Here is a 23,256-nt window from a genome sequence, read left to right on the forward strand (position 1 = left end):
GACATGTATGAACATTTTAATTCAGCATCACTCAATATTCAACGCAAGTCCCGGTCCACAGAGAGCCTGAAATGTCTAACGATCCTTTGCTCCAACCCTTTCAGCTGAAGCACCTGACGCTGAAAAACCGTATTATGATCACCAGTCACGAGCCGGCCTATCCCGAGGATGGGATGCCCAAGGAGCGCTATCGCGCCTACCATCTGGAGCGTGCCAAGGCAGGTGTTGGCCTGACCATGACAGCGGGCTCGGCGAGCGTGGCGCGAGACAGTCCGCCGGTCTTTAACAACATTCTGGCGTGGAAAGACGAAGTCGTTGGCCACATGAAGGAAATGGTTGATGCTTGTCACGACCATGGCTGCGCGGTGATGATCCAGTTGACTCATTTGGGCCGTCGAACCCGGTGGGACAAAGCGGACTGGCTGCCAGTTGTGTCAGCAAGCCATCTGCGCGAACCATCTCACCGCGCCTTCCCCAAGGTGGCTGAGGATTGGGATATCGCACGCATCATTGAGGACTACGCCGACGCGGCAGAGCGGATGCAGGCTGCCGGTGTGGATGGGATCGAGCTGGAGTCCTATGGCCACTTGATGGAACAGTTCTATTCGCCGCTGACGAACTCGTTGGAGGGACCCTACGGCGGATCTTTGGATAATCGTCTTCGTTTTGTCTGGGACGTACTTGGTGCAATCCGCGAGCGCTGCGGCAAAGAATTCATCGTGGGTATTCGATATTCGGGCGATGAGGACCTGCCAGGCGGCCTGACCAAAGAGGACGGTCTGACGATTTCTCAGCGTTTCAAAAATAGCGGGATGGTCGATTTCCTGAACGTGGTCAAAGGGCATATCGACACTGATCCGGGTTTGACCGATCTGATCCCGATCCAAGGCATGCGCAACGCTCCCCATCTGGACTTTGCAGGTGAAATCCGTGCGGCCACAGATTTCCCGACCTTCCACGCGGCCAAGATCCCGGATGTCGCGACAGCACGCCATGCGATCGCCTCGGGCAAGGTCGACATGGTTGGTATGACGCGCGCGCACATGGCAGACCCCCATCTAGTGCGCAAAATTGTCGAAGGGCGCGAGGATGATATCCGTCCCTGCGTCGGCGCAAACTACTGTTTGGACAGGATTTATCAGGGCGGAATGGCGCTTTGCACGCACAACCCCTCGACGGGGCGCGAGGTCGAGCAGCCTCACACCATCGAAAAAGCCGAGACGCCCAAACGTGTCACGATCATCGGTGCGGGCCCTGCAGGTATGGAAGCAGCGCGGGTTAGCGCAGAGCGCGGCCATCACGTCACAGTGTTTGAGGCAGCCGATAAACCGGGTGGCCAGTTGCGCCTGACAGCGCAGCAGGAGCGCCGCCGCGAGATGATCTCGATCATCGCATGGCGGTTCGAGCAGTGCACCAAACTGGGTGTCGATTTCCGGTTCAACACCTATGCTGAGATCGAGGATGTTCTGGCGACCAATCCGGACGAAGTCTTTGTCGCGACAGGTGGTTTGCCCCATACGGATGTTCTGACCGATGGAAATGACAAGGTGGTGTCAAGCTGGGATATCATCTCTGGCGATGTCAAAGCGGGCCAGGATGTTCTGGTTTTTGACGACGCGGGCGACCACTCGGGGCTGCAGGCGGCGGATATGATCAGCGCGACCGGCGCAAAGGTTGAAATCGTGACGCCCGACCGTTCGTTTGCGCCCGAGGTGATGGCCATGAACCTCGTGCCTTACATGCGCGCGATGCAAGAGCGGGATGTGACCTTTACGGTGACATGGCGGCTGAAATCCGTCGTGAAAGAGGGAAATCAGCTCAAGGCGATCCTTGGGTCCGACTACGGCAATTTCCAGAAAGAGCGGATCGTAGATCAGGTGGTGGTCAACCACGGCACCCGTCCGCTGGACGAGCTTTACTTTGAACTCAAGCCGCTATCACGCAATGGGGGCGAAGTGGATTACGACGCGTTGGCAACAGGTGGGATCCAAGAGGTCGAGACGAACCCCGAGGGTGCCTTCCGTCTTTTCCGGATCGGGGATGCTGTCGCCGCGCGGAATACGCACGCCGCGATTTATGACGCCTTGCGTTTGGCACGGGGGCTCTGAAACAGCGCCGACTAAACGAAATCGATATGGCGGTTCAGGGGTAATTCCCTGATCCGCTGTCCCGTCGCAGCAAAGATCGCGTTGGCAAGCGCTGGTGCTGCAGGGGGCACACCCGGTTCTCCGATGCCTCGAATGCGTGTGCCGTTGGTCAGGGCCTTCACTTTGACCTCGGGCACTTGGTACAGGCGTAGGCCGGTATTGGCGTAGAAGTTGTCCTGTTCTGGCGCGTGATCGGCGTAGGTCAGCGCGCAGTTCATCGCATGGCCAAGGCCAAAGAGAACGCCGCCAGTCACCTGCGCCTCTAGGTTCACAGGGTCCAAAACATCGCCCACATCTACGGCGACGTAGACGCGATCCAGTCGAATGCCCTCTTCGGTTCGCGTTACGTCCACGACTTGTGCACAGGGCACGCCAAAGGACACGCAGAACCCGACACCGCGCCCGTGGTTGTAGCCCAGATCAGGTCCGTCCCAGCCGCACATTTCGCCGACAGCCTCTAGCACTTTGCGCGAGGTGTCATCCATGCACAGTCGAATACGCTCTGCCAGAGGATCAGCGCCTGCCGCATGGATCAATTCGTCTAGCAGACAATCGTGGAAAAACCCGTTGCTGGACGCGCCAACTGACCGCCACGACGATACGGGCACCATGTCGGGTGCGCGGTATCCTGTGACGCGGTAATTCGGGATCGCAAAAGGTTGGTCCCACGATCCCGTCGTGATCGTCGCGTCCGGTCCGGGCAGGGTCATACCAGTCAGGCGGTTCATCCAGCTTGGTGTCATCGCAGATTGCGCGACTGACAAATCCATGCTGATGACATGACCCAAATCCGTACGTCCGCGGCCCCGTGCGATAGCCGCGGGTCGTGGGTAGTCGTGGGTCATATCTTCTTCTCGGCTCCAGACCAGTTTGACGGGGGTGCCGCGCATCTCGATTGCAATTTCAATCGCTTGCTCAACGTGGGTCATCTCGAGCCGGTGACCAAAACTGCCGCCCATTGGTTGCACGTGGACGTGGACTTGCTCTTCGTCGAGGCCGGTCATGGATGCGGCTTTTTTACGGATGAACAGCGGAATTTGCGTGCCGACCCAGATGTCGCAGGCATCATTGGTCAGACGAACCAGCGCGTTCATCGGCTCCATCGGGGCATGGGGCAAATAGGGGACGCGGTAAGTGACGTCAATCTCTGCGCCCTGTTCCAATGCGGCGTCGATGTTGCCGTCATCTCGTTGTCGGTGGTCAAAGGCGTCATCGTCCCCAAGCGCGGCCTCGAGTGCCTCGAACATCCTATCAGAATTCTCGGGAAAGGGGGCTGGCCCCCACGTAACGTCGAGCGCGTTTGCGCCTTGAAAGGCGCTCCATGTGTTATCCGCGATCACAGCGACCGCACTCGTGATGGGCAAAACTTGCTGCACCCCTGCAGTGGTGCGGGCCGCATCACTATTCAGACGTGCAATGCCACCACCAATACCGGGATTTGCGCGGACGGTGGCATACACCATGCCCTCAACGTTCAAGTCGATGCCATAGGTCTCTGTCCCGGTGCATTTGGCGACCATGTCCAGACGCTGCTGCGGCTTGCCCAATCGTGTCCACGCCGTCGCAGGCTTGAGCTCAACCTCTGTCACGGGATCCAACTGCGCGGCATCCGCAGCAAGGTCCGTGTACGGGATTACCGTTCCGTCCGGCAGTACCACCTGCCCATTTTTCGTGGATATATCTGCACGCGCGAGACCAAACTTGCGTGCTGCGGCTTCTTTCAAGGTCTCTCGTGCGACGGCCCCCGCAGTCCGCAGTTTGTCATAGCTGTCGGGTACGGTCGAAGATCCGCCGGTGATTTGGACCTCGAACAGCTTGGCCGGGATCGACATAAAGGCCCGCGCGGTTTCGGCCATGGTGCTGCGGTCATACGCGGGAAAAGGAACGCCTTCGGCCAATACAGCGGCGTTGTAATAGGCAGGGTCTGGTGCGCCCGGTGTGATCGTGGTTGTGGCTGGATCGATATCCAGCTCTTCGGCAATCAAGAGCGCTTGGATCGAATAGGCCCCCTGCCCCATGTCCGCTCGCGGCGTGATCAGGGTGATCCCGTCCGGCGCAATCTTGATATAAGGTGTGATAGCAGCCTCGCCGTCCTGTAGATCGTCGAGCAAAGGGTTCGGGATCGACCGTTTGACCAAATAGGTGCCAAAGGCGACGCCGCCAGCAATTGCGGCGGACCCGATCAGAAACGTGCGGCGGGTCAGCGTGCGCAGCTTGCCCATCAGCGACCTCCGATCTTGGTAGTGGCGAGATGGATCGCGGCGCGGATGCGGGGGTAACTGGCGCAGCGGCACAGATTGCCGGACATCGCATCGTCGATCTCGGCGTCTGTTGGCACGGGGATGTCCTTGAGCAACGCCGCAGCCTGCATAATCTGTCCTGACTGGCAGTAGCCACACTGCGCGACCTGCATTTCGATCCAAGCCTCTTGGACTGGGTGCGGGGCGTCGGGCGTCCCCAGCCCCTCGATCGTTGTGATCTCGGCGCCTTCCAGATCGTAAGCGCCAACTTGACAAGAGCGCACGGCCTCGCCGTTCAAATGGACCGTACAGGCGCCGCATTGCGCGATCCCGCAGCCATATTTGGTGCCTGTCATGCCCAGAATGTCACGAAGGACCCAAAGTAACGGCATATCTTCGGGCACGTCCACCTGATGCGGACGGCCGTTCACAGTGAAGCTTGCTTGCATGGCGGGCCTTTCTGTCTTGGTCTTGTAACGCAGATAATCAACGTTGCCGTCCATGCTAGTCGGACTTGGCGTCAAAAGGGCGAAGAAATTTCGAGCTCTCATCTTCTGTCCCGCCCCAAACACTCGAATTACCTGCCTGTTTTCGTAGCATTGCACGGGATCGTGAACGTTTTCGAAGTGCCTGATCGGCTGACTCCGTGCGTGCCTTGATCAGGATCATGAAAACACGACGAACAGGGCGCTACCACCAAGGGGATTCATCTTCGGGACGACGCCCATGGAAGACCTTTTGCAAAGCCAAGGACAGGTGGTTGCCGTACGCGGCGCGGTGGTGGACGTCGCATTTGCGGACGGTGATGTGCCCGCAATCAACGACGCGTTGCTGGTCGCGCGAAATGACGGCGATCTGTTGCTGGAGGTTCAGGCGCAACTTGCGGATGGGATCGCACGGTGCATTGCCTTGCAGTCGACTTCGGGCCTGCGACGCGGCGCGCCGGTACGTACAGCGGGTGGCTCGATCGAGGTGCCCGTCGGCGAGGCTGTCTTGGGGCGGTTGCTCGACGTGACAGGTCGCGCGGGTGACAAACGCGCCCCGTTGCCAGCGAATGCTCCGCGCCGATCCATCCACCAGCCGGCAGCCGGTCTGCAAAATCGCGGTGCTCCGTCAGAACTTTTTCACACAGGGATCAAGGTGATCGACCTGCTAACCCCCTTGGCCCAAGGGGGTAAGGCCGCAATGTTTGGCGGTGCGGGTGTGGGTAAGACCGTTCTAGTGATGGAACTGATCCATGCCATGGTCGCGGGCTACAACGGAATATCCGTCTTTGCGGGGATCGGCGAGCGCTCTCGCGAAGGGCATGAAATGCTGCTTGAAATGACCGAGGCAGGCGTGCTGGACCGCACCGTTCTGGTCTACGGTCAGATGAATGAACCACCCGGCGCACGCTGGCGGGTACCTATGACAGCACTGACCATTGCCGAGCATTTTCGCGACGTTGATCATCGAAATGTCCTATTGCTGATGGATAACGTGTTTCGCTTTGTTCAGGCAGGGGCCGAGGTCTCTGGTCTGCTGGGGCGCTTACCTAGCCGCGTGGGCTATCAGCCGACCCTCGCGACCGAAGTCGCACAGCTTCAAGAGCGGATTGCCTCTGGTCCAGACGCTTCTGTCACCGCGATCGAAGCGGTCTATGTGCCTGCAGACGATTTCACAGATCCAGCCGTGATCGCGATTGCGGGCCATGTGGACTCGATGGTCGTCCTGTCGCGTGCGATGGCAGCGGATGGCATGTATCCTGCGGTTGATCCCATTGCATCCTCTTCGGTCTTGCTCGATCCGCTGATCGTTGGGGAAGAGCATGTCGCTGTGGCAAATGACGTCCGCAGCGCGATTGAGCATTACCGCGAACTACAGGACGTCATTTCCCTGCTCGGGATGGAGGAGTTGGGCCGAGAGGACCGTCAGATGGTTGAACGGGCCCGCCGCTTGCAGCGGTTTCTTACCCAGCCCTTCGCCGTAACCGAGGCAATGACCGGCATTGCAGGGTGTTCGGTCGCCTTGGCGGACACCATCGCAGGGTGCCGTGCTATTCTCGAAGGAGAGGCCGACGATTGGGACGAAGCCTCGCTCTATCTCATTGGCTCGTTGGACGAAGCCCGCGCCAAAGAAGAAACTGTCAGACAAGGCGGCAGGGCAGCGTGATGGGTTTGTCACTGTCCGTTACCACGCCCTTACACACGCTTGTGGCAGCACAGTCAGTCAGGTCCATCCGTGCCGAAGATCAGTCTGGCAGCTTTGGAATTCTGGCAGGTCACGTGGATTTTTTAACGGTGCTGCCAGCATCCGTTCTGCGATGGAAGACCGCCGAAGGCACCGAGCGATATTGCGCGATGCGCTCTGGGCTACTGCGCGTGACCGGCGGATCTGTTGTGGAGGTTGCCTGCCGCGAAGGGGTCCTCGGCGATGATCTAGAGGCGCTTTTGGCCCATGTGCGTGCCCTGCGCCAAGCCGAAGAAGACGAGGAGCGCCGCGCACGGGTCGAGGCGATGCGGATGCAGACCCAAACCGTGCGCCAGATGATGCAGGTCTTTCATCCGCAAAGACCTGCTGGACTGGATCATCCTCCGGCCATCACGACAGAGGGACGTTAGATGGCCGACCCGCGCGATCAGATGGAGGACGCGACCCGCCGTGCCGCAAAACGCCAGCGGATTGGCGCAGAGGACCCCGAGCCCTCGGTTGCGGCGCGACTGGGCCAGATCGGGGTACTGGGGTGGCTGGTTGTCATGCCGATCCTGATTGGGATCGTCCTTGGCCGGTTGGTCGATCGCGTGGCGGAGAGCGGGATATTCTTTACCGCTCCCGCGATTTTCATTGGTGCAGGCATCGGCCTGCACGCAGCATGGAAGTGGATGCATAAACAATGACGGAGCTCACAATGTTCATCGCGTTCGGCGGGCTGGCAGGGTTCACCCTAGGGCTCGCGCATTTCCTGAGCCTTTCGCGCGTCGTACAGATGCTGGTTGGCGGACCCATGGGGTTAGGACTGGTCCTGCAACTTGTGCGCTTTGCAGTGCTTGGCGGCGCTCTTTATGGGATCGCGCCGCTCGGGCCGCTTTCGCTGTTGGCCGCGCTGGCTGGCGTTATTCTTGCCCGAGTGTTGGTCTTGCGCCGTAGTCGCCCCACCAATGAGGCGGTGTAATGGAGAATCCGCTGATCACGCAGCCGCTGTTCTATGTGGGCCCGGTCCCCATCACCTCGGCTGTGCTGGTGACTTGGGGGATCATGGCGTGTCTGGCGGCATTCTCGGTCTGGATGTCAGGGCGGCTGCGGACCACCCCAGACGGTTTGCAATCCGCTGTGGAGTTGCTGGTCGACACAATCGATGGCCAAATCCGCGACACCATGAACCGCGATCCCGCACCATATCGCGCCCTGATCGGAACGATCTTTGTCTTTGTGCTGATATCGAACTGGTCCTCGTTGATCCCCGGGATAGAGCCGCCGACAGCGCACTTGGAAACTGACGCTGCGCTCGCCCTGATCGTTTTCGTTGCGACGGTGATCTACGGAGTGCAGGCCCAAGGCGTCAAAGGCTACCTCGCCGGTTTTGCGGACCCAAGTTGGGTCATGATTCCGCTGAACATCGTAGAGCAAATTACGCGAACCTTTTCGCTGATCGTCCGTCTGTTCGGGAATGTCATGAGCGGCGTGTTTGTGATCGGCATCGTTCTATCTCTGGCGGGGCTGTTTCTGCCGATCCCGCTTATGGCCTTGGATCTGCTGACAGGAGCGGTTCAAGCCTACATCTTTGCGGTGCTTGCCACCGTTTTCATCGGTTCGGCGGTCGAAGGCGGACACGCCACCGCCAAGCCTGCGACCAAGGAGCCTACTCAATGACCAATGACCTTGTCCAAGCAGTCTCAATCCTCGCAGCGGCTTTGTCTGTGGGGTTCGGCGCACTCGGCCCCGCTTTGGCCGAAGGGCGCGCTGTCGCCGCCGCCATGGAGGCGATCGCCCGCCAGCCCGAAGCCGCGGGGACCCTGAGCCGGACTTTGTTCGTAGGTTTGGCCATGATCGAAACCACAGCGATTTATGCGCTGGTCGTGGCGCTGCTGGTTCTGTTCGCCAATCCCTTTGTTTGAACGGGGGCGTGAATGAGCATCGATTGGTGGACGCTGGGGCTACAGGCCATCAACGCACTGGTTCTTGTGTGGATTTTGGCACGCTACCTGTTCCGTCCCGTCTCGGCCATCATTGCAGAGCGTAAAGACGCCGCGCAGGCCGAATTGCGCCGCGCCGCGAAGGCGATGGAAAAAGCCGAAGCCGCAAAGTCCGCGGCCGATGCAGAGCGCGCTGCGTTCGCGCGCGAGCTATCTGATCTACAGGAAAAGGCGCGATACGAGGCCGAGGAGATCAAGCGTCAAATGCGCCTTAGTGCCGAACAGGAGGCAGCGCAGATCAGACAGGATGCCGCCAAAGCGGTCGATCAGATGCAAAAAGACGCGCGTCACCAAATGGGAGAAGAGGCGGCGACTTTAGCCGTGCAGATCGCGCGGAAACTACTGACCCGTCTGCCTCAAGAAGCTCAGGTTTCAGAATTTTCCACGGGTTTGGCCGAAGCTCTGGCTGCTTTGCCAGATGCTACACGGTCCCGCATCGGCGCAAAGGGCCCTGTTGCAGTCCGCGCTCCGCGTGCATTGACACAAGAGGAAACGGCCAAGCTGCGGGGCGACATCTCTGGTGCGCTAGGACGTGATGTTCAGGTCGCGATCACTGTAGATCCATCGTTAATTGCTGGCTTCGAGCTGGATGCGCAGACGGCGACAGTGCGCAATCATCTGGCGGCCGATCTGATGCAAATAAAAGAGGAGCTTGTGCGTTATGCCTGAACCAGCGCTCCCCAAGGGATGGCTCGAAGAGAACTCGCGAATTGTAGACCAAGCCGAGCTTGGGCCGCAAGCTACACCGGTTGGGTGCATCCTGCGGTTGGCGGACGGAATCGCGCAGATCGACGGACTGCCGGATGCGCCTCTGGGCGCTCTGTTGGAATGCGAGAATGGCGCGTTCGCATTCGCGCACAGTCTGGATCGCGACGGGATCAATGCGGTGTTCTTGGACGAAGGAACAACCGTCTCTGTCGGCGACCGCGTGACCGACATCGGAGACGTTCTGCGTGTGCCGGTCGGAGAGGCTCTGCTGGGCCGCGTTGTTGATCCGTTGGGGCGTCCGTTGGACCGCGGACCAGATATCGCCGGCGCAGACCATTGGCCGGTTGAGCGACCTGCCCCCACGATCATTGAGCGTGACCTGGTGTCCGAACCGCTTGAAACCGGCGTTCTGGTCATGGACAGCCTGTTTGCCTTGGGGCGCGGGCAACGAGAGCTGATCGTGGGCGATCATGCGACGGGGAAAACCTCTCTCGCGGTTGATGCGATCATCAACCAAAAGCATTCGGACGTGATTTGCGTATATGTCGCGGTGGGCCAGCGGGCGTCGGCGGTAGAGCGCGTTATTGACGCTGTCCGCACTCACGGAGACCCGTCGCGCTGCATTTTCGTCGTCGGTAGCGCCGCCGCGACGCCCGGCATGCAGTGGATCGCGCCCTTTGCGGGTATGACGATGGCCGAATTTTTTCGCGATAACGGCCAGAATGCGCTGATTGTCATTGATGATCTGACCCGCCACGCTGCGACCCACCGCGAATTGGCGCTCTTGACCCGCGAGCCGCCGGGCCGCGAGGCGTATCCGGGGGATGTCTTCTACCTGCACGCGCGCCTGCTGGAGCGGGCGGCCAAACTATCGCCGGAGCTTGGTGGCGGATCACTCACGGCGCTGCCCATTGCGCAAACAGATGCGGGGAATTTATCGGCATACATTCCGACCAATCTGATTTCGATCACCGACGGGCAGATCGTTCTGAACAGCCACCTGTTTTCTGCCAGCCAACGGCCTGCGGTGGATGTCGGTCTGTCTGTCAGCCGTGTCGGGGGTAAAGCGCAGAACAAAGCCTTGCGATCTGTCGCAGGGCGTGTGCGGCTAGACTACGCGCAGTTCCAAGAACTTGAGATGTTCACGCGGTTTGGCGGCATCTCGAACGAGCGCGTCAAAGCGCAGATCACCCGAGGCGCGCGTATTCGGTCCTTGTTGGTGCAGCCGCGCTACTCTGGATTGCGTCAGGTCGATCAAGTTGCTTTGCTCGCGGCCCTCGCAGATGGTTTGCTGGATCAGGTCGACGAGGCGCTGATCCCCGCGCTGAGGGAACGTTTGCCCTCACGGCTCGGTAACAGCGTCGAACTGGGAGCTGGCCCACTTGGCGCTGATCAGCGCGCAGAGTTGATCGCTGTGGTCGAGGCGTTGATAAATGAGTTGCAGGTGGAGCGCGCGCCTTGAGTGGGCGCTTGGCCGATATCTCTGCTCGGATCGACACGGTTCACAAGCTAGAGTCGGTGATCAAAGCCATGCGCGGGATTGCGGCCTCCCGCGTGCAAGAGGCGAACCAGCATTTGCAGAGCGTGAGAAGCTACGCCGCGACAATCGTCACGGGGATTTCACAGGTGCTTGCGCGCGTTCCACCGGCGGACGAGCTCCCCAACCGAGAGGGTCACGCGGTTGTCGTGTTTGCAGCGGAGCAGGGTTTTGCGGGGGGCTTCTCGGACCGCGTGTTTGACCATGTGTCCCGTCAATTTTATGCCAAAGACACTCTTTTTGTGGTCGGAGAGCGTGGTGTGTCCGAGGCCGTCGAGCGGGGATGGCCACTGGGGTGGCAGGCCCCAATGGTGTCGCAACCTGCGTTAGCGCTGGGTTTGGCCACGCGTTTGACGGATGTACTGTTTGAAAGACTGGCGGCCGGTGCTTTTGGATCGATCTCAGTTGTTCATGCTGCGCCCGCGGCCGGAGGCGCGGATATTCATGTCGATCGCTTGGTGCCCTTTGATTTTGACCGGTTTCCCGCGGCTGATGACGGGGATGCATTGTTTTCACTGTCGCCCACGGTCATGCTCGAAAGCTTGGTGCAAGAATACGTGTTTGCTCAATTGGCCGAGGCGGCACTTCAGTCTTTTGCCGCAGAAAATGAAGCGCGGATGCGTGCAATGATCGCCGCTCAGGATAATACGGCAGAGACGTTGGCGCAGATGGTCGCCACATCCCGCCAGTTGCGGCAAGAAGAGATTACCGAAGAAATTCTGGAACTGGCTGTGTCGGGACTTGCGCAGAGTTAATCGAGCGTGACACCGCTGGTCAAAGCCCGGCGCAGTAGGCCGGTTTGCCCCTGAACGCCCATTCGAGCAAAGATCGCTTTGGAGCACGAGCGCGCGGTTTCATCCGTCCAGCCCAAGACCTTGGCCGCCGACTTCAGACTATGCCCGTCGCAAATGAGTGCCGCGAGCCGCCCTTCGCTGCGGTTTAGGCCGAAATGTTGGGCAAAAGCCTCGGCCGGGAGGGCTGTGTGATCCGGCGTTTCTCTGAGCCGCACGAGGATTTCGGCGTTCTGCCTTTGCAGGGTCAGCTCGGTGCCAACATCCGCCGTGAATATGACAGTTGCGGTTCCTTGGGTCGCGCAGGCCGCAAACGCCGTCCGAAACCGCAACGCCATCTCTGGGTCGGCAAACTCAAGCCGAAGTCGCTCGGAAATCCGCATGTTCCTGAAGGCGCGGAGAGCGTCAATATTTGGCGACATCGACTGAATATTGCCAGTCAGATCAGTGATCACCCAGCCTGCACCCAAACCGGCAAGTAAGTGCTCTGATTGATCGGCCTGCCCCCTCTCGGCAGTCAGTCTTGCCCATGTAGATAGACACTGGCCTAGGAACGGCGAAACGGTCGTCAAAAACTGGCGGTCTGGACTGCGAAAGTCGCGCCGGTGCGCCTCGCGCAAGATGCACAAACTGGCGTTAGCGCTGCCGTCTGCGCGCACCTTTACTATCCGAAAAAAACCGTCGAGCGCTCGTGTGGTCGTAAGGTCCTCTTGCCCGTAAACGCGGTCAAAGCGGAGAGAGGGCATCAGATCCTGCAGCGCAAGGCAGTCCACCCCGATAGACCATGTCTGCGCGGTGCCGCGAACGGGCTGGAAGTGCAGCATTGCGCCGTCAGCTTGCGTAAAGTCGCGCAGAGGGGTCAGGAAATCCTGCCATCCCGCGCCAGTACTGGCCGAAAAAAGGCTTTGAATCAAAGATGTTTGATCGTCGACATACTGCATTGCAGGAAGATACCCCCCATTTGGGGGGTTCGCCAGCGTTTTCCCAAAGCTAAGTAGGTTTCAGCGATTAAAGAGATGATTCGAGTATGACCCAGAAAACATTGACGCACCTTCAGCGCCTCGAAGCAGAAAGCATTCACATTCTGCGCGAGGTCGTGGCCGAGGCCGAAAACCCCGTAATGCTCTATTCGGTTGGTAAGGACAGCGCAGTAATGCTGCACCTCGCCAAGAAGGCGTTCTACCCAGCTCCCCCGCCCTTCCCGCTCTTGCACGTGGACACCACTTGGAAGTTCCAAGACATGTACAAGCTGCGCGACAAAGCGGCCAAGGATGCGGGCATGGAGCTGCTCGTTCATCGCAACCCCGAAGCCGCTGAGCGTGGCATCAACCCGTTCGACCACGGCGCCCTGCACACCGACATGTGGAAGACTGAGGGCCTGAAGCAGGCGCTGGACAAATTCGGTTTCGACGTGGCCTTTGGTGGCGCGCGCCGCGACGAAGAGAAATCCCGTGCCAAAGAGCGCGTGTTCTCGTTCCGCTCGGCCAACCACCGCTGGGACCCCAAGAACCAGCGTCCCGAATTGTGGAACCTGTACAACGCGCGCAAAGCCAAGGGCGAAAGCGTTCGCGTGTTCCCGATCTCGAACTGGACCGAACTGGACATCTGGCAGTACATCCACCTCGAAGGCATCGAAATCGTGCCGCTGTACTTCTCGGCGCCCCGCCCGACTGTTGAGCGTGACGGCCTGCTGATCATGGTGGATGACGACCGCTTCCCGCTGCAAGACGGCGAGACCCCGCAAATGCGTTCTGTCCGCTTCCGCACCTTGGGATGCTACCCGCTGACCGGCGCTGTGGAAAGCGAAGCAAAAACCCTGCCCGAAGTGATTCAGGAAATGCTCCTGACCACCACTTCGGAACGTCAGGGTCGTGCGATCGACCACGATCAGGCCGCCTCGATGGAGAAGAAGAAGCAGGAAGGCTACTTCTAAGCGCCGCTTCTTCGGTCCCTTCACGCCAGTACGGAATTTATAAATGACTGATCCTATTTACAAAACAGACGCCCTGATCGCCGAAGACATCGACGCGTATCTCGAGGCTCACCAGCACAAGACCATGCTGCGTTTCATCACCTGTGGTTCGGTGGACGACGGCAAATCGACCCTGATCGGCCGTCTGCTGTACGACAGCAAGATGATCTTTGAAGACCAGCTTGCCACTCTGGAAGCCGACTCCAAGCGCGTTGGCACACAGGGCGGCAACATCGACTTCGCTCTGCTGGTCGACGGTCTGGCCGCCGAGCGCGAGCAAGGCATTACCATCGACGTGGCCTATCGTTTCTTCGCGACCGAGAAGCGCAAGTTCATCGTCGCCGACACCCCCGGTCACGAGCAGTACACCCGCAACATGGTGACTGGCGCATCGACCGCTGATCTGGCTGTCATCTTGATCGACGCGCGCAAAGGCGTACTGACCCAGACCCGTCGCCACAGCTACCTCGTGCAGCTGCTGGGCATCAAGAACGTGGTTCTGGCCGTCAACAAGATGGACCTCGTCGACTACGATCAGGCGACTTACGACGCGATCATCGAAGACTATACCAACTTTGCGCGCAGCATTGGCATCGAAGAGTTCGTAGCGATCCCGATCTCTGGCCTCGCGGGCGACAACATCGCCGCGCACAGCGACACGATGCCGTGGTACACCGGCCCTGCCCTGCTGCCCCACCTCGAAGAGGTTGAGATCAGCAACACGGTTGAGCAGGAACAGCCCTTCTCGATGCCCGTGCAGTGGGTGAACCGCCCGAACCTCGACTTCCGCGGCTTTGCGGGTCTGGTTGCAACCGGCTCGATCCGTCCCGGAGACTCGGTGCGTGTTCTGCCGTCGGGCAAAACCTCGGAAGTGGCGCGTATTGTTAGCCTTGAAGGCGATCGCGACCTCGCCGTTGCAGGCGAGTCCGTGACTCTGACCCTGAAGGACGAGATCGACTGTTCGCGCGGTCAGGTTATCGTTGCGGCGCAGGCTCCGTTGGAAGTCGCTGACCAGTTCGAGTCCACCATCGTCTGGATGGACGAGCAGGAAATGGTACCCGGTCGCGCTTATTGGATGAAGATCGGCACCCAGACTGTGTCGGCCACCGTCCAGCACCCCAAGTACGAAGTGAACGTCAACACCCAAGAGCAACTGGCCGCGAAGACGCTGGACCTGAATGCGATCGGCGTGGCGAACATCACTCTGGATCGCGAAATCCCCTTTGACGCATATGACAACAACCATGCGCTGGGTGGCTTCATCCTGATTGATAAAATCACCAATGCGACCGTGGCAGCTGGCCTGATCAACTTTGCTCTGCGTCGTTCGACCAACGTCCATTGGCAGGCGACCGACATCGACCGTGCCGATCACGCCGCAATGAAGAACCAGAAGCCCGCAGTTGTGTGGCTGACCGGTCTGTCGGGCTCGGGCAAGTCGACCATCGGCAACATCCTAGAGAAAAAGCTGGCGCGCATGAACCGTCACACCTTCCTTTTGGATGGGGACAATGTGCGTCACGGCCTGAACAAGGATCTTGGCTTCACCGAGGCGGACCGGATCGAAAACATCCGCCGCGTGGGCGAGGTGGCCAAGCTGATGACCGACGCAGGTCTGATCGTCATCACAGCCTTCATCTCGCCTTTCCGGTCGGAGCGTGACATGGTCCGCAGCATGATGCAGCCCGGCGAGTTCGTCGAAGTCTTTGTCGACACTCCTTTGGAAGTTGCCGAAGAGCGTGACGTCAAAGGTCTGTACGCCAAGGCGCGTTCGGGTCAGCTGAAGAACTTCACCGGCATCGACTCGCCATACGAGGCGCCGTTCAATGCCGAGATCCGCATCGACACCACGGCGATGAGCCCTGAAGAAGCGGCTGACGCGATCATCGATCGCCTGATCCCGTAAGTTCGGTTCAGCTCAGAAGCAAAAAGCCCCGCGTCATCTGGCGCGGGGTTTTCTATGTGCAGATCAGGTAGCTTGTTGGCTGAACGTCGTCTCGGCGAAATCCTGTAAGCGTGTCTCGAGTTGTGAGACGATCACCGGCTTCTGCATCACATCTTCGCCCATGCAAAAGTCGATGGCGGCCGCTTTGTGTGCGGACAGAAACATGAACCGTATTCCGCGGGCGCGTAGGGCAGCAGCGATGGCCTCGCTTGTCCCTCCGCGGCCAAGGTTGACGTCGAGAATGGCAAAGTCGATGTCCTCGGATTCTGCCAGTGCGACGCCGTTGGCGCGTTTGCTGGCGGGGCCGACAACATTATGGCCCCACCCTTCGACCATCTCGGCGAGGTCCATCGCCACGATTGGTTCGTCCTCTACGATGAGAACCCGAAGGGCTTTTTGATCCGTCATGTTTGTCTCACACACACTATTTCTCAGGAATGGAACGACGTTAATGCATCATATGTTCCGCTTCCTACCGAAAAATATTCAAGAAGTCATAGATGTATACCGGATATCGCTTTTACAGATGTGTTGTATGTGTATTTTTTCGCTAACCGGCGGCAGATGTTTAAGCTTGGGATTTGGTTAATGCTATGAAAGGAAATGAATAAAAGCTGTGGCTCGCTGCCAAGCCAGACTCTGGACTGTAACCATTTCTTTTCGCGCAGTGGGGCCTTTAGCCCAAAGAAAAGTGCAGCCGGCCCTTGGGCGCAAAGGCCAACTGCGTAAAGAGATTAGCCGGGGTCAGGTCCCCAATTTCATCAGGGTAATACCACAAACAATCATTGTACCCGCGGCAAGTCGGACCGGCGAAAGATCCTCTCCGAACAAGATGATCCCCGCGATAAACGCACCCACAGCCCCGATTCCGCTCCAGACCATGTAAGAGGTGCCAAGGGGCAAGGTTTTGGTCGCAATCGCGAGCAAGCCAAAAGAGCCGAGCATCGTCACGATCGTCAGGACACTTGGCCAGAAACGGGTGAAGCCCATTGAGGATTTCATCGCCGTGGCCCACACGATCTCGAGCAGGCCCGCGAAGAACAGGATGAACCACGCCATCCGGATCAGTCCGGAAAGATGCCGGCCGAAGTGGGCGCGCCATCATCGAACTGCGATAGGTAAGACACGATGGTCTCTTGGTTAACGGCAAAGCCTTTGTAGTCCGCGAGGTCAGGGTCAATGTCGCGCAAGACGCGGTGCAGGCGGCGGCCCCACTTTGGCACGGTCGCCAGATCCTGAAGGCTGCACAGATAGCACCGGATCGGAAAGGCGAGTGCGTTTGAACGCGGCAACCGCCAGAACGTCTGTAGTTCCACCCGCAGGAATTGCTTGGCCCCCACGTTTTCGGGGGTGATTGTCCGCTTTTCAGGGCCCCATTTGTGGTAGTTTTCTGGACTGGTATCCAGACGCGGGTTCACGGTCATGGTCCAGTTTAGGCGGCGGTAGGATTGCTCTTGGTCGACTGCCAGCAGAAACTTGAGCGCTTTGTCGAACACCCCCATCTTGCGGGCCTTGGGTACTGGCGCATGCCATTCAAAGAAGTTCATCCCCACGTCGAAATCCAGTGACCAGTCAGCTTGGCTGGTGATCATGCCCGCATCTAGCCAAAGGTTGCCCTCGCGTTCGTGCAGCAGGGCGAAATCTCCTTGGGCTTGGCGCGTGATGTATTCCATTGGCCCGCAAGGCAGCGTGGTCGGGTCAAGGAAGGTAAACTTCTTGTCGATCCCTAGGGGCTTGTTGATCCAGTGCCACTGGTTGCCATCGCGGGTCAGCGTGAAAAGGTCGGGATAATCACGGGCCTTGGACACCATGATCAGCTCGAGCAAATCCCAGCCCGCCAATTCCATGTGCGGCAGAGACTGGCAACGCATGGGGTCTTCGGCCAGTGTGATTTCGCGGTCTTTCATTTCGGACACGTAATGTTCGTCCACATCGAACGCGAATTCAAATGGGGAGCCTTTGGGCCCGCCCGGATGGCGCTCGATATTGACCGAGTACATGTAGCTGTCCTGATCAAACGGGAATGGGAAGCGCTGAACAGCAGCAGGCGAATTAAAATAGGTGTAGTCGCCGCGGAAAGTCTCTTCGTTGAATTGGAAGGTCATGGCAGTCCTCAGAGATCGAGTTCGAGCCGCGTGCCTTTGAAACGCGACATGCAGGGCATGATTTTTGTCTGCTCGGCGCGCTCGTCGTCGCTGAGCCAGTGGTCGTGGTGCAGGATGCGCCCTTCGCAAGCGGTCACGCTGGTTTCACAGCGTCCGCAGGCGCCGCCGCGGCAGGAATAGTCAATCTCAATTCCGTCCGCTTCGAGTGCTTCGAGCAGGCTTTGATCGGCTTTGACGCGGACCTTCTGTCCGGTCGAGGTGATGGTGACCTCGAACGGCTCGCCTGGTGGGGGGGCGGTGAATGCCTCGGAATGGACCGAGGATGTGGGCCAATTCAGGCGTGCGGCTTGGTCGGCGACTGCCTTGATCAGGCCGTCTGGGCCACAGGTGTAGACATGGGTGCCAAGAGGCTGGCCGTCCAAAATCTCTCCCAAATCCATCCGTTTTCCTTCTTCGGAGATATGGATGTGGATGTGCGCAGCCTCCGGCAACATGGCGAGGCCCGCGGCCTCTTTGCGAGACCGTGCGGCGTAGTGCAGTTCAAAGGGCGCTTGGGCTAGGTCCAACTGGCGCAGTTGCGACAGGAAGGGCGTGATGCCAATGCCGCCCGCGATCAGAATATGTTTCTTGGCGCGCAGGTCCAATTGGAACAGGTTCTTGGGCGCGGAGACTGTGATTAAGTCGCCTTCGTTGACCTTCTCGTGCATGTAACGCGATCCGCCACGGCCGGTGTCCTCTCGGCGGACGGCAATTTCGTAGCCCGATCCGTCATAGGGGTCCGACACGAGAGAATAGGAATTGCGGCGGATCAGCTCGCCTTCGGGCATTTCAACGGTGATGTGGGCGCCGCCTGAAAAGAGGGGCAATGCCGCACCATCGGGGTGTTCAAAGCGGAAGCGCTTGACCAGTGGGGACAGTTGCTGGGTTTCGGTGACCTTGAGCGTCAATTTGTTCATGGGCGGATCTCCACGCTGTTTGGGACGACGCCAGGCGTTTCAGCGTCCACGCAAACCCCTTGGAATGCGCCAAGACGCCGTGAGAAGTGATCGCGCACAAACAAAGTCAGCCCGCAATGAGAGCAGGTGAACGGGTCGGTGGTCACGTTGTCGGTGATGCCTTTGCAGTGCACGCATTGCATACGGCGCGCGATGGTGCCGCGATGTTCCATCTGAATGGCATCCAGCGGCAGCCCCTCGGCGGTGGCAAGGGCGGACATGTGGCCCATCAGGCCCTCGGACCCCGCCAGAAACAGTTGGGTGCCCATCCGTGCAGTTCCAAGCAGTTGCTTTAGCATGGGGCCCGCGGCATCAAGGTCTGGGGTGACATGAACGGCCAAGGGGCGCAGCGACTGAATCTGGCTGGGGCCTTCGGCGGTGGGGGCCACAAGAACCACATGGGCCTTGTCCATGACCGAACTGTCAGACGCGGCTAAATCCGCGAGCGCGGCGGCACCTGCGGCGTCCGCGACCATAATTGCAGGCGCGGCACCATGAGATGTCAGAGGGGCGTAGGTCGGTCGGCTTTCGATCGATGGAGAGAATTCTGTCATAGACATAGCGAACGAATTTCCTGTTGGGCGGTCAGTGTGGGGGCGCAAGGCGCGCCCCCGCGGTGACGGGATGGGCGCTTAGCCCTTGGCAGTGCGCCGCTTTTTGTCGACGTCGTAGAAGGGCATCGGATGCGCGATGGCGGGCACGTCTGTTTCGCCAATCTTGACGGTCAGGGCGGTGCCTTCGACCGCGCACTCAACTGGCATCCGGGCGATGCCTACGTTGTGGCCGTTCAATTCGGAATACATGCCGATTGTCACGACGCCGACTTCCTTGCCATCTTTGAGCAAGGGCGCGCCTTCGGGGGCAGGCTCGGTGCCCTCAAGTTTCACGCCATATATTTTGAAGCGCTCTTTGCCTTTCAGGCGGTAATGCTCTTCGGCGCCGCAGAAGCCGGTTTTGCCGGGCGAGACGGTGAAATCGAGCCCCAGTTCCCACAGGGTGTCGCCAGCAGCTTCGTCCTCGAACGGGTACATTTCCGAGTTGTCGTAAGGGAAGAAGAGCAGGTAGCTTTCGGCCCGCAACCAATCCAGCGTGGTAAAGCGGGTCGGGATGATGCCCATCTCTGCGCCCTCGGACACGATCGTATCCCAGATTTCGGGGGCATCTTGACGGCGGCAGAAAATTTCGTAGCCGCGCTCACCGGTGTAGCCAGTGCGCGAAATCATGACCGGTTTGCCAAATAGCGTGGTCTGGATATGGCTGAAATAGACTACATCGCGAATGCCAGGCACGTGCTTTTCCAGATAGTCGACGGCCAAAGGCCCCTGAAGCGAAATGTCGTGCAGGTCGTCGTCGAACATGATCACGCAGTTGCGGCCCGCCGCAAACTTGGTCAGCTGCTCGTGGCCCGCGCCAGAGCCATGCACGACCATGAAGCTGTGCGGCCCCATGCGGTAGATCACGCAGTCGTCGATGAACTTGCCCGCTTCGTTCAGCATAGTCGCATAGGTCGACCGGCCGGGCTTTAGCTTCTCAATATTGCGGGTCGTGGCTTTGTCGATCACGTATTGGGCGTGCGGACCAGAGATGTGGACCTTTTTCAGGCCCGAGACATCCATGACGCCAGCTTTGGTGCGGATCGCCAGATATTCTTCGGTCTGATCTTTGTCATAGGTCCATGCGGTGCCCATGCCGCTCCAGTCTTCGAGATCGGAGCCCATGGCGCGGTGCCGGTCCGCCAATGCGGAAAATCTCCATGATGCGATCATTGTGTTCGTCCTTACGGGTCAGTCAGTGTGGTGATGGATGGGGGTGCGCTGGCGGCGGGACCGTGCCGCCAGCGCCGGACCAAGGCGGCCCGTCAAAGGGCTCAGCCCTTCTTTTCGGTGGCCTTGTAGGCATGCTCTTCGTGGCGCCAGCCGAACACGATCGCGACGACAACGAGCACGAGGCAGAGCAAGAGCCAGAAGCCTTCGGCCGATCCGTAGCCTGTGTAGATGGCGCCGGTGACGCCGTCCCAGGTGGTCATGTCAAACGGAGATTCCATTGCGTATTCCTTTCAGATGACAGGGAGTCACTCGGCCGGGCTGACCGACGGGTGCAGAGCTTCGGGATAGGCAGAGGCAGGGACTTTGACAGCGTCCAGACCCAGCACTTCGGCTTCGGCGGGGACGCGTAGCTGGCCTGTGACCTTCAGGAACCACGAGGCAACGTAGCCAGGAACAAAGCCAAGCAGACCCATAACGATCGCGCCAACCAACTGGCCGATGAACGATGTGGTGATCACGTCTTCGCCAAATAGGGCTGGGTAGCCTTGGGCTGCGATACCCACTGCCAGCAGGCCCCACATGCCAAGGAAACCGTGGACGGCAAATGCGCCAACCGCATCGTCGATGCCGCGACGTTCGACGAACGACGCCACAAATGGCATGGCGCAGGCGCCGATGAAGCCGATGGCAAAGGCCATAGGCGGGTACCAGAGGTCCAGACCCGCCGCACAAGAGATGATACCGCCAAGTGCGCCGGACATCATCCAGAACGGATCACGCGTGACCATCCATGCGCCGATGATGCCACCAGCAAAGCCCATCAAGGTGTTGAAGGTCATGCCCGAGATGGTCATGGGCGTGCCGTAGATGGTGGCTTCGATTGTGTCGCCCCACGACCATGCCTCGCCGGGAACGATGACGCAGCCCATCAGGAAGCCCCAGAAGCCCGCGATGATCAGCATCAGACCGATCAAGGTCATAGGCATTGAGTGGCCCGCGATGTGGTTTGCGGTACCGTCCGCATTGAACTTGCCGATCCGCGGCCCGAGGTTCATCAGAACACCAAGGGTGAAGAAGCCCGCGATCATGTGCACAACGCCCGCTGCGCCGAAGTCGTGGTAGCCCCACTGGGTGACCAGCCAGCCGTCAGAGTGCCAGCCCCATGCGCCTGCGAGAATCCAGACGAACGAGCCAAGAATGATGGCCAGCACAACAAAGCCGCTGAGCTTGATGCGCTCAATGACGCCGCCGGACATGATCGACGCGGTAGTTGCGGCGAACAGGACGAATGCGCCCCAGAAAACGCCCGACGAGCGATCATCCAAGTTGGGGCCCATATATTGGCTCCAAGGCAAGGCGATCTCGTTGGCATAAGCCAATCCGGAAATGCCCATTGCACCTTCGCTCAGGGTCAGACCTGTGGGGAAGGCCCAGTAGATCCACCAGCCCACAAAGTAGAAGAAGGGGATGATCATCGCGAACGCGAGAATGTTCTTGATGCCAGAGGCCAGCGCGTTTTTCGACCGCGATGCGCCCATTTCATAAGCGAGGAACCCGGCATGGATCAGGACCATGAGCGGGATCGTCAGATAGTAGAATGTTTCGGCAAAGGTGCCGTTGGTGGCGGCCGCCTTGTCCGTCAGCTCCGCGACAGCGGCAGCCAGAGATGCGAGATCTTGTTCCAATGCGTTATCCTCGTCCTGTTAGACTTGCGAAGAGTCTGCGAGCGGACCGGATTGGCTCAAACCAATTTTATGGAATGGTCCCTCGACAGGACCAAGTGAACGGTGAAAATCACCTTGGAACAAACTTTTTTCGTGGTAGGAAATATTTTTGACGGACAGGTCTGTTAAAACCCAAGCACCGGCCTCATCTTTGATGAAGTTTTAGGCGGGCTCTTGACGGTTTTTGACGTCCGTTCGCGCTATCATAGACAAGCGAGGATGGGTCGCGCGGGTGAATCACCTGCGCGATCTGGGTTTTTGGGGCTACTATAATTGGCGTTGCGCTGGTTCAGGGCTGCCGTTGGACCTGTTGAACCAATTAGTCCTCTTGCAGCAAAAGCCTTTGATCTTCTATCAAAGCGAGCTTCATGAATTCGCTGGCCTCTTCGATGTCGCGGGCAGCGATGGCATTGAACAGGCCATTATAGCCGCGCTGGTAAATGGCCAGACGCATGGGCGTCAGGTGACGACGATACATCGCTGCACGGAATGACTGACGCCGTGCATCCAAGACCAGATTGTAACAGGCCACAAGCAATGGGTTGCCGGTTCCTTCGGCCAGCAATCTGTGGAACTCCTCTTCCAAGCGGACAAAGGCTGTGGCGTCGGTCTGGACCTTTTCCATTTTGGACAAGACTACGGACAGGGCCTCAATCTGCTTGGGCGACATGTTCACAATGGCCAGCCGGACCATCTCGGGCTCGATGATCCCGCGCATCACCTGCAATTGCAGTGGGCCAGTTTCAGCGGCCACGGGGGACAGAGTCTTGCCTTCGATATTCGGGTCATACGTGACAAACGAACCGGACCCAGGACGACGGCGGATCATGCCGCGGCTTTCCAAGTGGTCTAGGGCTTCGCGCACGGTGTTGCGCGCAACACCCAATTCCTGCGCCAACTGACGTTCCGAAGGAAGACGCTCTTCTGTCGCATATTCCTGCGTGGCGATCCGCGTCGAGAGCGTTTCAATAACGTATTTGACGGTTGCCCCCGGAAGGTAGGCCCCATCCGCTGGCGTCGAAGGGTTCTGCAAAGTCGGTCCTTGGTAAAGGCATGAAACAAGGACCGACTTTAAGGTGTTGTGACGTGATTGGTCCAGAGCCGTCGAGCCAATTGCGCACACGAAAAGAGGCCCGGCGAACTGCCGAGCCTCT

The 23,256-nt window shown here is 59.1% G+C and carries 24 protein-coding genes; 12 read left to right on the forward strand and 12 right to left on the reverse strand.

Going from position 1 to position 23,256, the window contains the following annotated elements:
• Positions 1 to 71: 71 nt before the first annotated feature.
• Positions 72 to 2,108: an N-methyl-L-proline N-demethylase HpbA gene (gene hpbA, locus N4A58_RS15910; protein ID WP_293711229.1), complete on the forward strand. Its 2,037-nt coding sequence runs from the start codon at positions 72 to 74 to the stop codon at positions 2,106 to 2,108.
• A gap of 11 nt (positions 2,109 to 2,119) precedes the next feature.
• Here the strand turns inward: hpbA and N4A58_RS15915 are convergent, their stop codons facing one another.
• A complete protein-coding gene (locus N4A58_RS15915; protein ID WP_293711231.1) occupies positions 2,120 to 4,369 on the reverse strand; it encodes a molybdopterin cofactor-binding domain-containing protein in 2,250 nt (749 codons plus the stop codon).
• On the reverse strand, positions 4,369 to 4,836 hold the full coding sequence (locus tag N4A58_RS15920) for a (2Fe-2S)-binding protein (protein ID WP_293711233.1): 468 nt from the start codon (positions 4,834 to 4,836) through the stop codon (positions 4,369 to 4,371). The genes N4A58_RS15915 and N4A58_RS15920 overlap by 1 nt, the downstream gene beginning before the upstream one ends.
• A gap of 277 nt (positions 4,837 to 5,113) precedes the next feature.
• Here N4A58_RS15920 and atpD point away from each other — a divergent pair, with 277 nt between their 5' ends.
• The 9 genes from atpD to N4A58_RS15965 are packed head-to-tail and all read left to right on the forward strand — an operon-like array spanning position 5,114 to position 11,559.
• Positions 5,114 to 6,538 (forward strand): F0F1 ATP synthase subunit beta, encoded by a 1,425-nt coding sequence (gene atpD / locus N4A58_RS15925; protein ID WP_293711234.1) that lies wholly within the window; start codon positions 5,114 to 5,116, stop codon positions 6,536 to 6,538.
• Positions 6,538 to 6,987, forward strand: a complete 450-nt coding sequence (locus tag N4A58_RS15930) for a F0F1 ATP synthase subunit epsilon (protein ID WP_293711236.1) — start codon at positions 6,538 to 6,540, stop codon at positions 6,985 to 6,987. Before atpD ends, N4A58_RS15930 begins: the two co-directional genes overlap by 1 nt.
• Positions 6,988 to 7,263 (forward strand): AtpZ/AtpI family protein, encoded by a 276-nt coding sequence (locus tag N4A58_RS15935; protein WP_293711237.1) that lies wholly within the window; start codon positions 6,988 to 6,990, stop codon positions 7,261 to 7,263.
• Positions 7,260 to 7,538: an ATP synthase subunit I gene (locus N4A58_RS15940; protein WP_293711239.1), complete on the forward strand. Its 279-nt coding sequence runs from the start codon at positions 7,260 to 7,262 to the stop codon at positions 7,536 to 7,538. Before N4A58_RS15935 ends, N4A58_RS15940 begins: the two co-directional genes overlap by 4 nt.
• On the forward strand, positions 7,538 to 8,236 hold the full coding sequence (locus N4A58_RS15945; RefSeq protein WP_293711241.1) for a F0F1 ATP synthase subunit A: 699 nt from the start codon (positions 7,538 to 7,540) through the stop codon (positions 8,234 to 8,236). The genes N4A58_RS15940 and N4A58_RS15945 overlap by 1 nt, the downstream gene beginning before the upstream one ends.
• Positions 8,233 to 8,481: a F0F1 ATP synthase subunit C gene (locus tag N4A58_RS15950; protein ID WP_072703327.1), complete on the forward strand. Its 249-nt coding sequence runs from the start codon at positions 8,233 to 8,235 to the stop codon at positions 8,479 to 8,481. Before N4A58_RS15945 ends, N4A58_RS15950 begins: the two co-directional genes overlap by 4 nt.
• Before the next feature lie 12 nt (positions 8,482 to 8,493).
• Complete coding sequence (locus N4A58_RS15955; protein WP_293711243.1) at positions 8,494 to 9,228, forward strand: F0F1 ATP synthase subunit delta; 735 nt, start codon at positions 8,494 to 8,496, stop codon at positions 9,226 to 9,228.
• Entirely contained in the window at positions 9,221 to 10,729 is a 1,509-nt protein-coding gene (locus tag N4A58_RS15960; protein WP_293711245.1) for a F0F1 ATP synthase subunit alpha, read from the forward strand. Before N4A58_RS15955 ends, N4A58_RS15960 begins: the two co-directional genes overlap by 8 nt.
• The gene (locus N4A58_RS15965) at positions 10,726 to 11,559 is read left to right on the forward strand and encodes a F0F1 ATP synthase subunit gamma (protein WP_293711246.1); all 834 of its coding nucleotides are present in this window, start codon (positions 10,726 to 10,728) and stop codon (positions 11,557 to 11,559) included. Before N4A58_RS15960 ends, N4A58_RS15965 begins: the two co-directional genes overlap by 4 nt.
• On the opposite strand, the gene N4A58_RS15970 is transcribed toward N4A58_RS15965, so the two are convergent.
• A complete protein-coding gene (locus N4A58_RS15970) occupies positions 11,556 to 12,509 on the reverse strand; it encodes a hypothetical protein (protein ID WP_293711248.1) in 954 nt (317 codons plus the stop codon). The genes N4A58_RS15965 and N4A58_RS15970 overlap by 4 nt on opposite strands.
• 113 nt (positions 12,510 to 12,622) lie before the next feature.
• On the opposite strand from N4A58_RS15970, the gene cysD reads away from it, so the two are divergent.
• Both cysD and cysN read left to right on the forward strand, forming a co-directional pair.
• The gene (gene cysD, locus N4A58_RS15975; protein ID WP_072703342.1) at positions 12,623 to 13,528 is read left to right on the forward strand and encodes a sulfate adenylyltransferase subunit CysD; all 906 of its coding nucleotides are present in this window, start codon (positions 12,623 to 12,625) and stop codon (positions 13,526 to 13,528) included.
• Positions 13,529 to 13,571: 43 nt separating this feature from the next.
• Positions 13,572 to 15,473 carry a sulfate adenylyltransferase subunit CysN gene (gene cysN, locus N4A58_RS15980; RefSeq protein ID WP_293711249.1) on the forward strand — a complete coding sequence of 634 codons (1,902 nt, stop codon included), beginning with the start codon at positions 13,572 to 13,574 and terminating at the stop codon, positions 15,471 to 15,473.
• Positions 15,474 to 15,536: 63 nt separating this feature from the next.
• Here cysN and N4A58_RS15985 read toward each other — a convergent pair whose 3' ends face one another.
• From N4A58_RS15985 to N4A58_RS16025, 9 genes are all read right to left on the reverse strand, one after another.
• A complete protein-coding gene (locus N4A58_RS15985) occupies positions 15,537 to 15,920 on the reverse strand; it encodes a response regulator (RefSeq protein WP_293711250.1) in 384 nt (127 codons plus the stop codon).
• A gap of 336 nt (positions 15,921 to 16,256) precedes the next feature.
• Complete coding sequence (locus N4A58_RS15990) at positions 16,257 to 16,571, reverse strand: multidrug efflux SMR transporter (RefSeq protein WP_293711252.1); 315 nt, start codon at positions 16,569 to 16,571, stop codon at positions 16,257 to 16,259.
• Positions 16,572 to 16,576: 5 nt separating this feature from the next.
• Positions 16,577 to 17,617 carry a DUF3445 domain-containing protein gene (locus tag N4A58_RS15995; RefSeq protein ID WP_092464952.1) on the reverse strand — a complete coding sequence of 347 codons (1,041 nt, stop codon included), beginning with the start codon at positions 17,615 to 17,617 and terminating at the stop codon, positions 16,577 to 16,579.
• An 8-nt stretch (positions 17,618 to 17,625) separates the two neighbouring features.
• Complete coding sequence (locus N4A58_RS16000) at positions 17,626 to 18,573, reverse strand: PDR/VanB family oxidoreductase (RefSeq protein WP_293711255.1); 948 nt, start codon at positions 18,571 to 18,573, stop codon at positions 17,626 to 17,628.
• Entirely contained in the window at positions 18,570 to 19,172 is a 603-nt protein-coding gene (locus N4A58_RS16005) for a dimethylamine monooxygenase subunit DmmA family protein (protein ID WP_293711257.1), read from the reverse strand. Before N4A58_RS16005 ends, N4A58_RS16000 begins: the two co-directional genes overlap by 4 nt.
• A gap of 72 nt (positions 19,173 to 19,244) precedes the next feature.
• Positions 19,245 to 20,378 carry an aminomethyltransferase family protein gene (locus N4A58_RS16010; protein WP_293711259.1) on the reverse strand — a complete coding sequence of 378 codons (1,134 nt, stop codon included), beginning with the start codon at positions 20,376 to 20,378 and terminating at the stop codon, positions 19,245 to 19,247.
• A gap of 101 nt (positions 20,379 to 20,479) precedes the next feature.
• Positions 20,480 to 20,656, reverse strand: coding sequence for a hypothetical protein (locus N4A58_RS16015; protein WP_177218640.1), 177 nt, complete (start codon positions 20,654 to 20,656; stop codon positions 20,480 to 20,482).
• A 27-nt stretch (positions 20,657 to 20,683) separates the two neighbouring features.
• Entirely contained in the window at positions 20,684 to 22,063 is a 1,380-nt protein-coding gene (locus tag N4A58_RS16020) for an ammonium transporter (RefSeq protein ID WP_293711261.1), read from the reverse strand.
• A 358-nt stretch (positions 22,064 to 22,421) separates the two neighbouring features.
• Positions 22,422 to 23,135, reverse strand: coding sequence for a FadR/GntR family transcriptional regulator (locus N4A58_RS16025; protein ID WP_072703370.1), 714 nt, complete (start codon positions 23,133 to 23,135; stop codon positions 22,422 to 22,424).
• Between the last annotated feature and the right edge of the window lie 121 nt (positions 23,136 to 23,256).

This window comes from Donghicola sp., assembly GCF_025210255.1.
Taxonomy (GTDB): domain Bacteria; phylum Pseudomonadota; class Alphaproteobacteria; order Rhodobacterales; family Rhodobacteraceae; genus Donghicola; species Donghicola eburneus.

Coding starts and splice junctions, on each gene's coding strand:
- hpbA (WP_293711229.1), top strand. CDS start 72: ATGTCTAACGATCCTTTGCTCCAACCCTTTCAGCTGAAGCACCTGACG.
- N4A58_RS15915 (WP_293711231.1), bottom strand. CDS start 4,369: ATGGGCAAGCTGCGCACGCTGACCCGCCGCACGTTTCTGATCGGGTCC.
- N4A58_RS15920 (WP_293711233.1), bottom strand. CDS start 4,836: ATGCAAGCAAGCTTCACTGTGAACGGCCGTCCGCATCAGGTGGACGTG.
- atpD (WP_293711234.1), top strand. CDS start 5,114: ATGGAAGACCTTTTGCAAAGCCAAGGACAGGTGGTTGCCGTACGCGGC.
- N4A58_RS15930 (WP_293711236.1), top strand. CDS start 6,538: ATGGGTTTGTCACTGTCCGTTACCACGCCCTTACACACGCTTGTGGCA.
- N4A58_RS15935 (WP_293711237.1), top strand. CDS start 6,988: ATGGCCGACCCGCGCGATCAGATGGAGGACGCGACCCGCCGTGCCGCA.
- N4A58_RS15940 (WP_293711239.1), top strand. CDS start 7,260: ATGACGGAGCTCACAATGTTCATCGCGTTCGGCGGGCTGGCAGGGTTC.
- N4A58_RS15945 (WP_293711241.1), top strand. CDS start 7,538: ATGGAGAATCCGCTGATCACGCAGCCGCTGTTCTATGTGGGCCCGGTC.
- N4A58_RS15950 (WP_072703327.1), top strand. CDS start 8,233: ATGACCAATGACCTTGTCCAAGCAGTCTCAATCCTCGCAGCGGCTTTG.
- N4A58_RS15955 (WP_293711243.1), top strand. CDS start 8,494: ATGAGCATCGATTGGTGGACGCTGGGGCTACAGGCCATCAACGCACTG.
- N4A58_RS15960 (WP_293711245.1), top strand. CDS start 9,221: ATGCCTGAACCAGCGCTCCCCAAGGGATGGCTCGAAGAGAACTCGCGA.
- cysD (WP_072703342.1), top strand. CDS start 12,623: ATGACCCAGAAAACATTGACGCACCTTCAGCGCCTCGAAGCAGAAAGC.
- cysN (WP_293711249.1), top strand. CDS start 13,572: ATGACTGATCCTATTTACAAAACAGACGCCCTGATCGCCGAAGACATC.
- N4A58_RS15985 (WP_293711250.1), bottom strand. CDS start 15,920: ATGACGGATCAAAAAGCCCTTCGGGTTCTCATCGTAGAGGACGAACCA.
- N4A58_RS15990 (WP_293711252.1), bottom strand. CDS start 16,571: ATGGCGTGGTTCATCCTGTTCTTCGCGGGCCTGCTCGAGATCGTGTGG.
- N4A58_RS15995 (WP_092464952.1), bottom strand. CDS start 17,617: ATGACCTTCCAATTCAACGAAGAGACTTTCCGCGGCGACTACACCTAT.
- N4A58_RS16000 (WP_293711255.1), bottom strand. CDS start 18,573: ATGAACAAATTGACGCTCAAGGTCACCGAAACCCAGCAACTGTCCCCA.
- N4A58_RS16005 (WP_293711257.1), bottom strand. CDS start 19,172: ATGTCTATGACAGAATTCTCTCCATCGATCGAAAGCCGACCGACCTAC.
- N4A58_RS16010 (WP_293711259.1), bottom strand. CDS start 20,378: ATGATCGCATCATGGAGATTTTCCGCATTGGCGGACCGGCACCGCGCC.
- N4A58_RS16015 (WP_177218640.1), bottom strand. CDS start 20,656: ATGGAATCTCCGTTTGACATGACCACCTGGGACGGCGTCACCGGCGCC.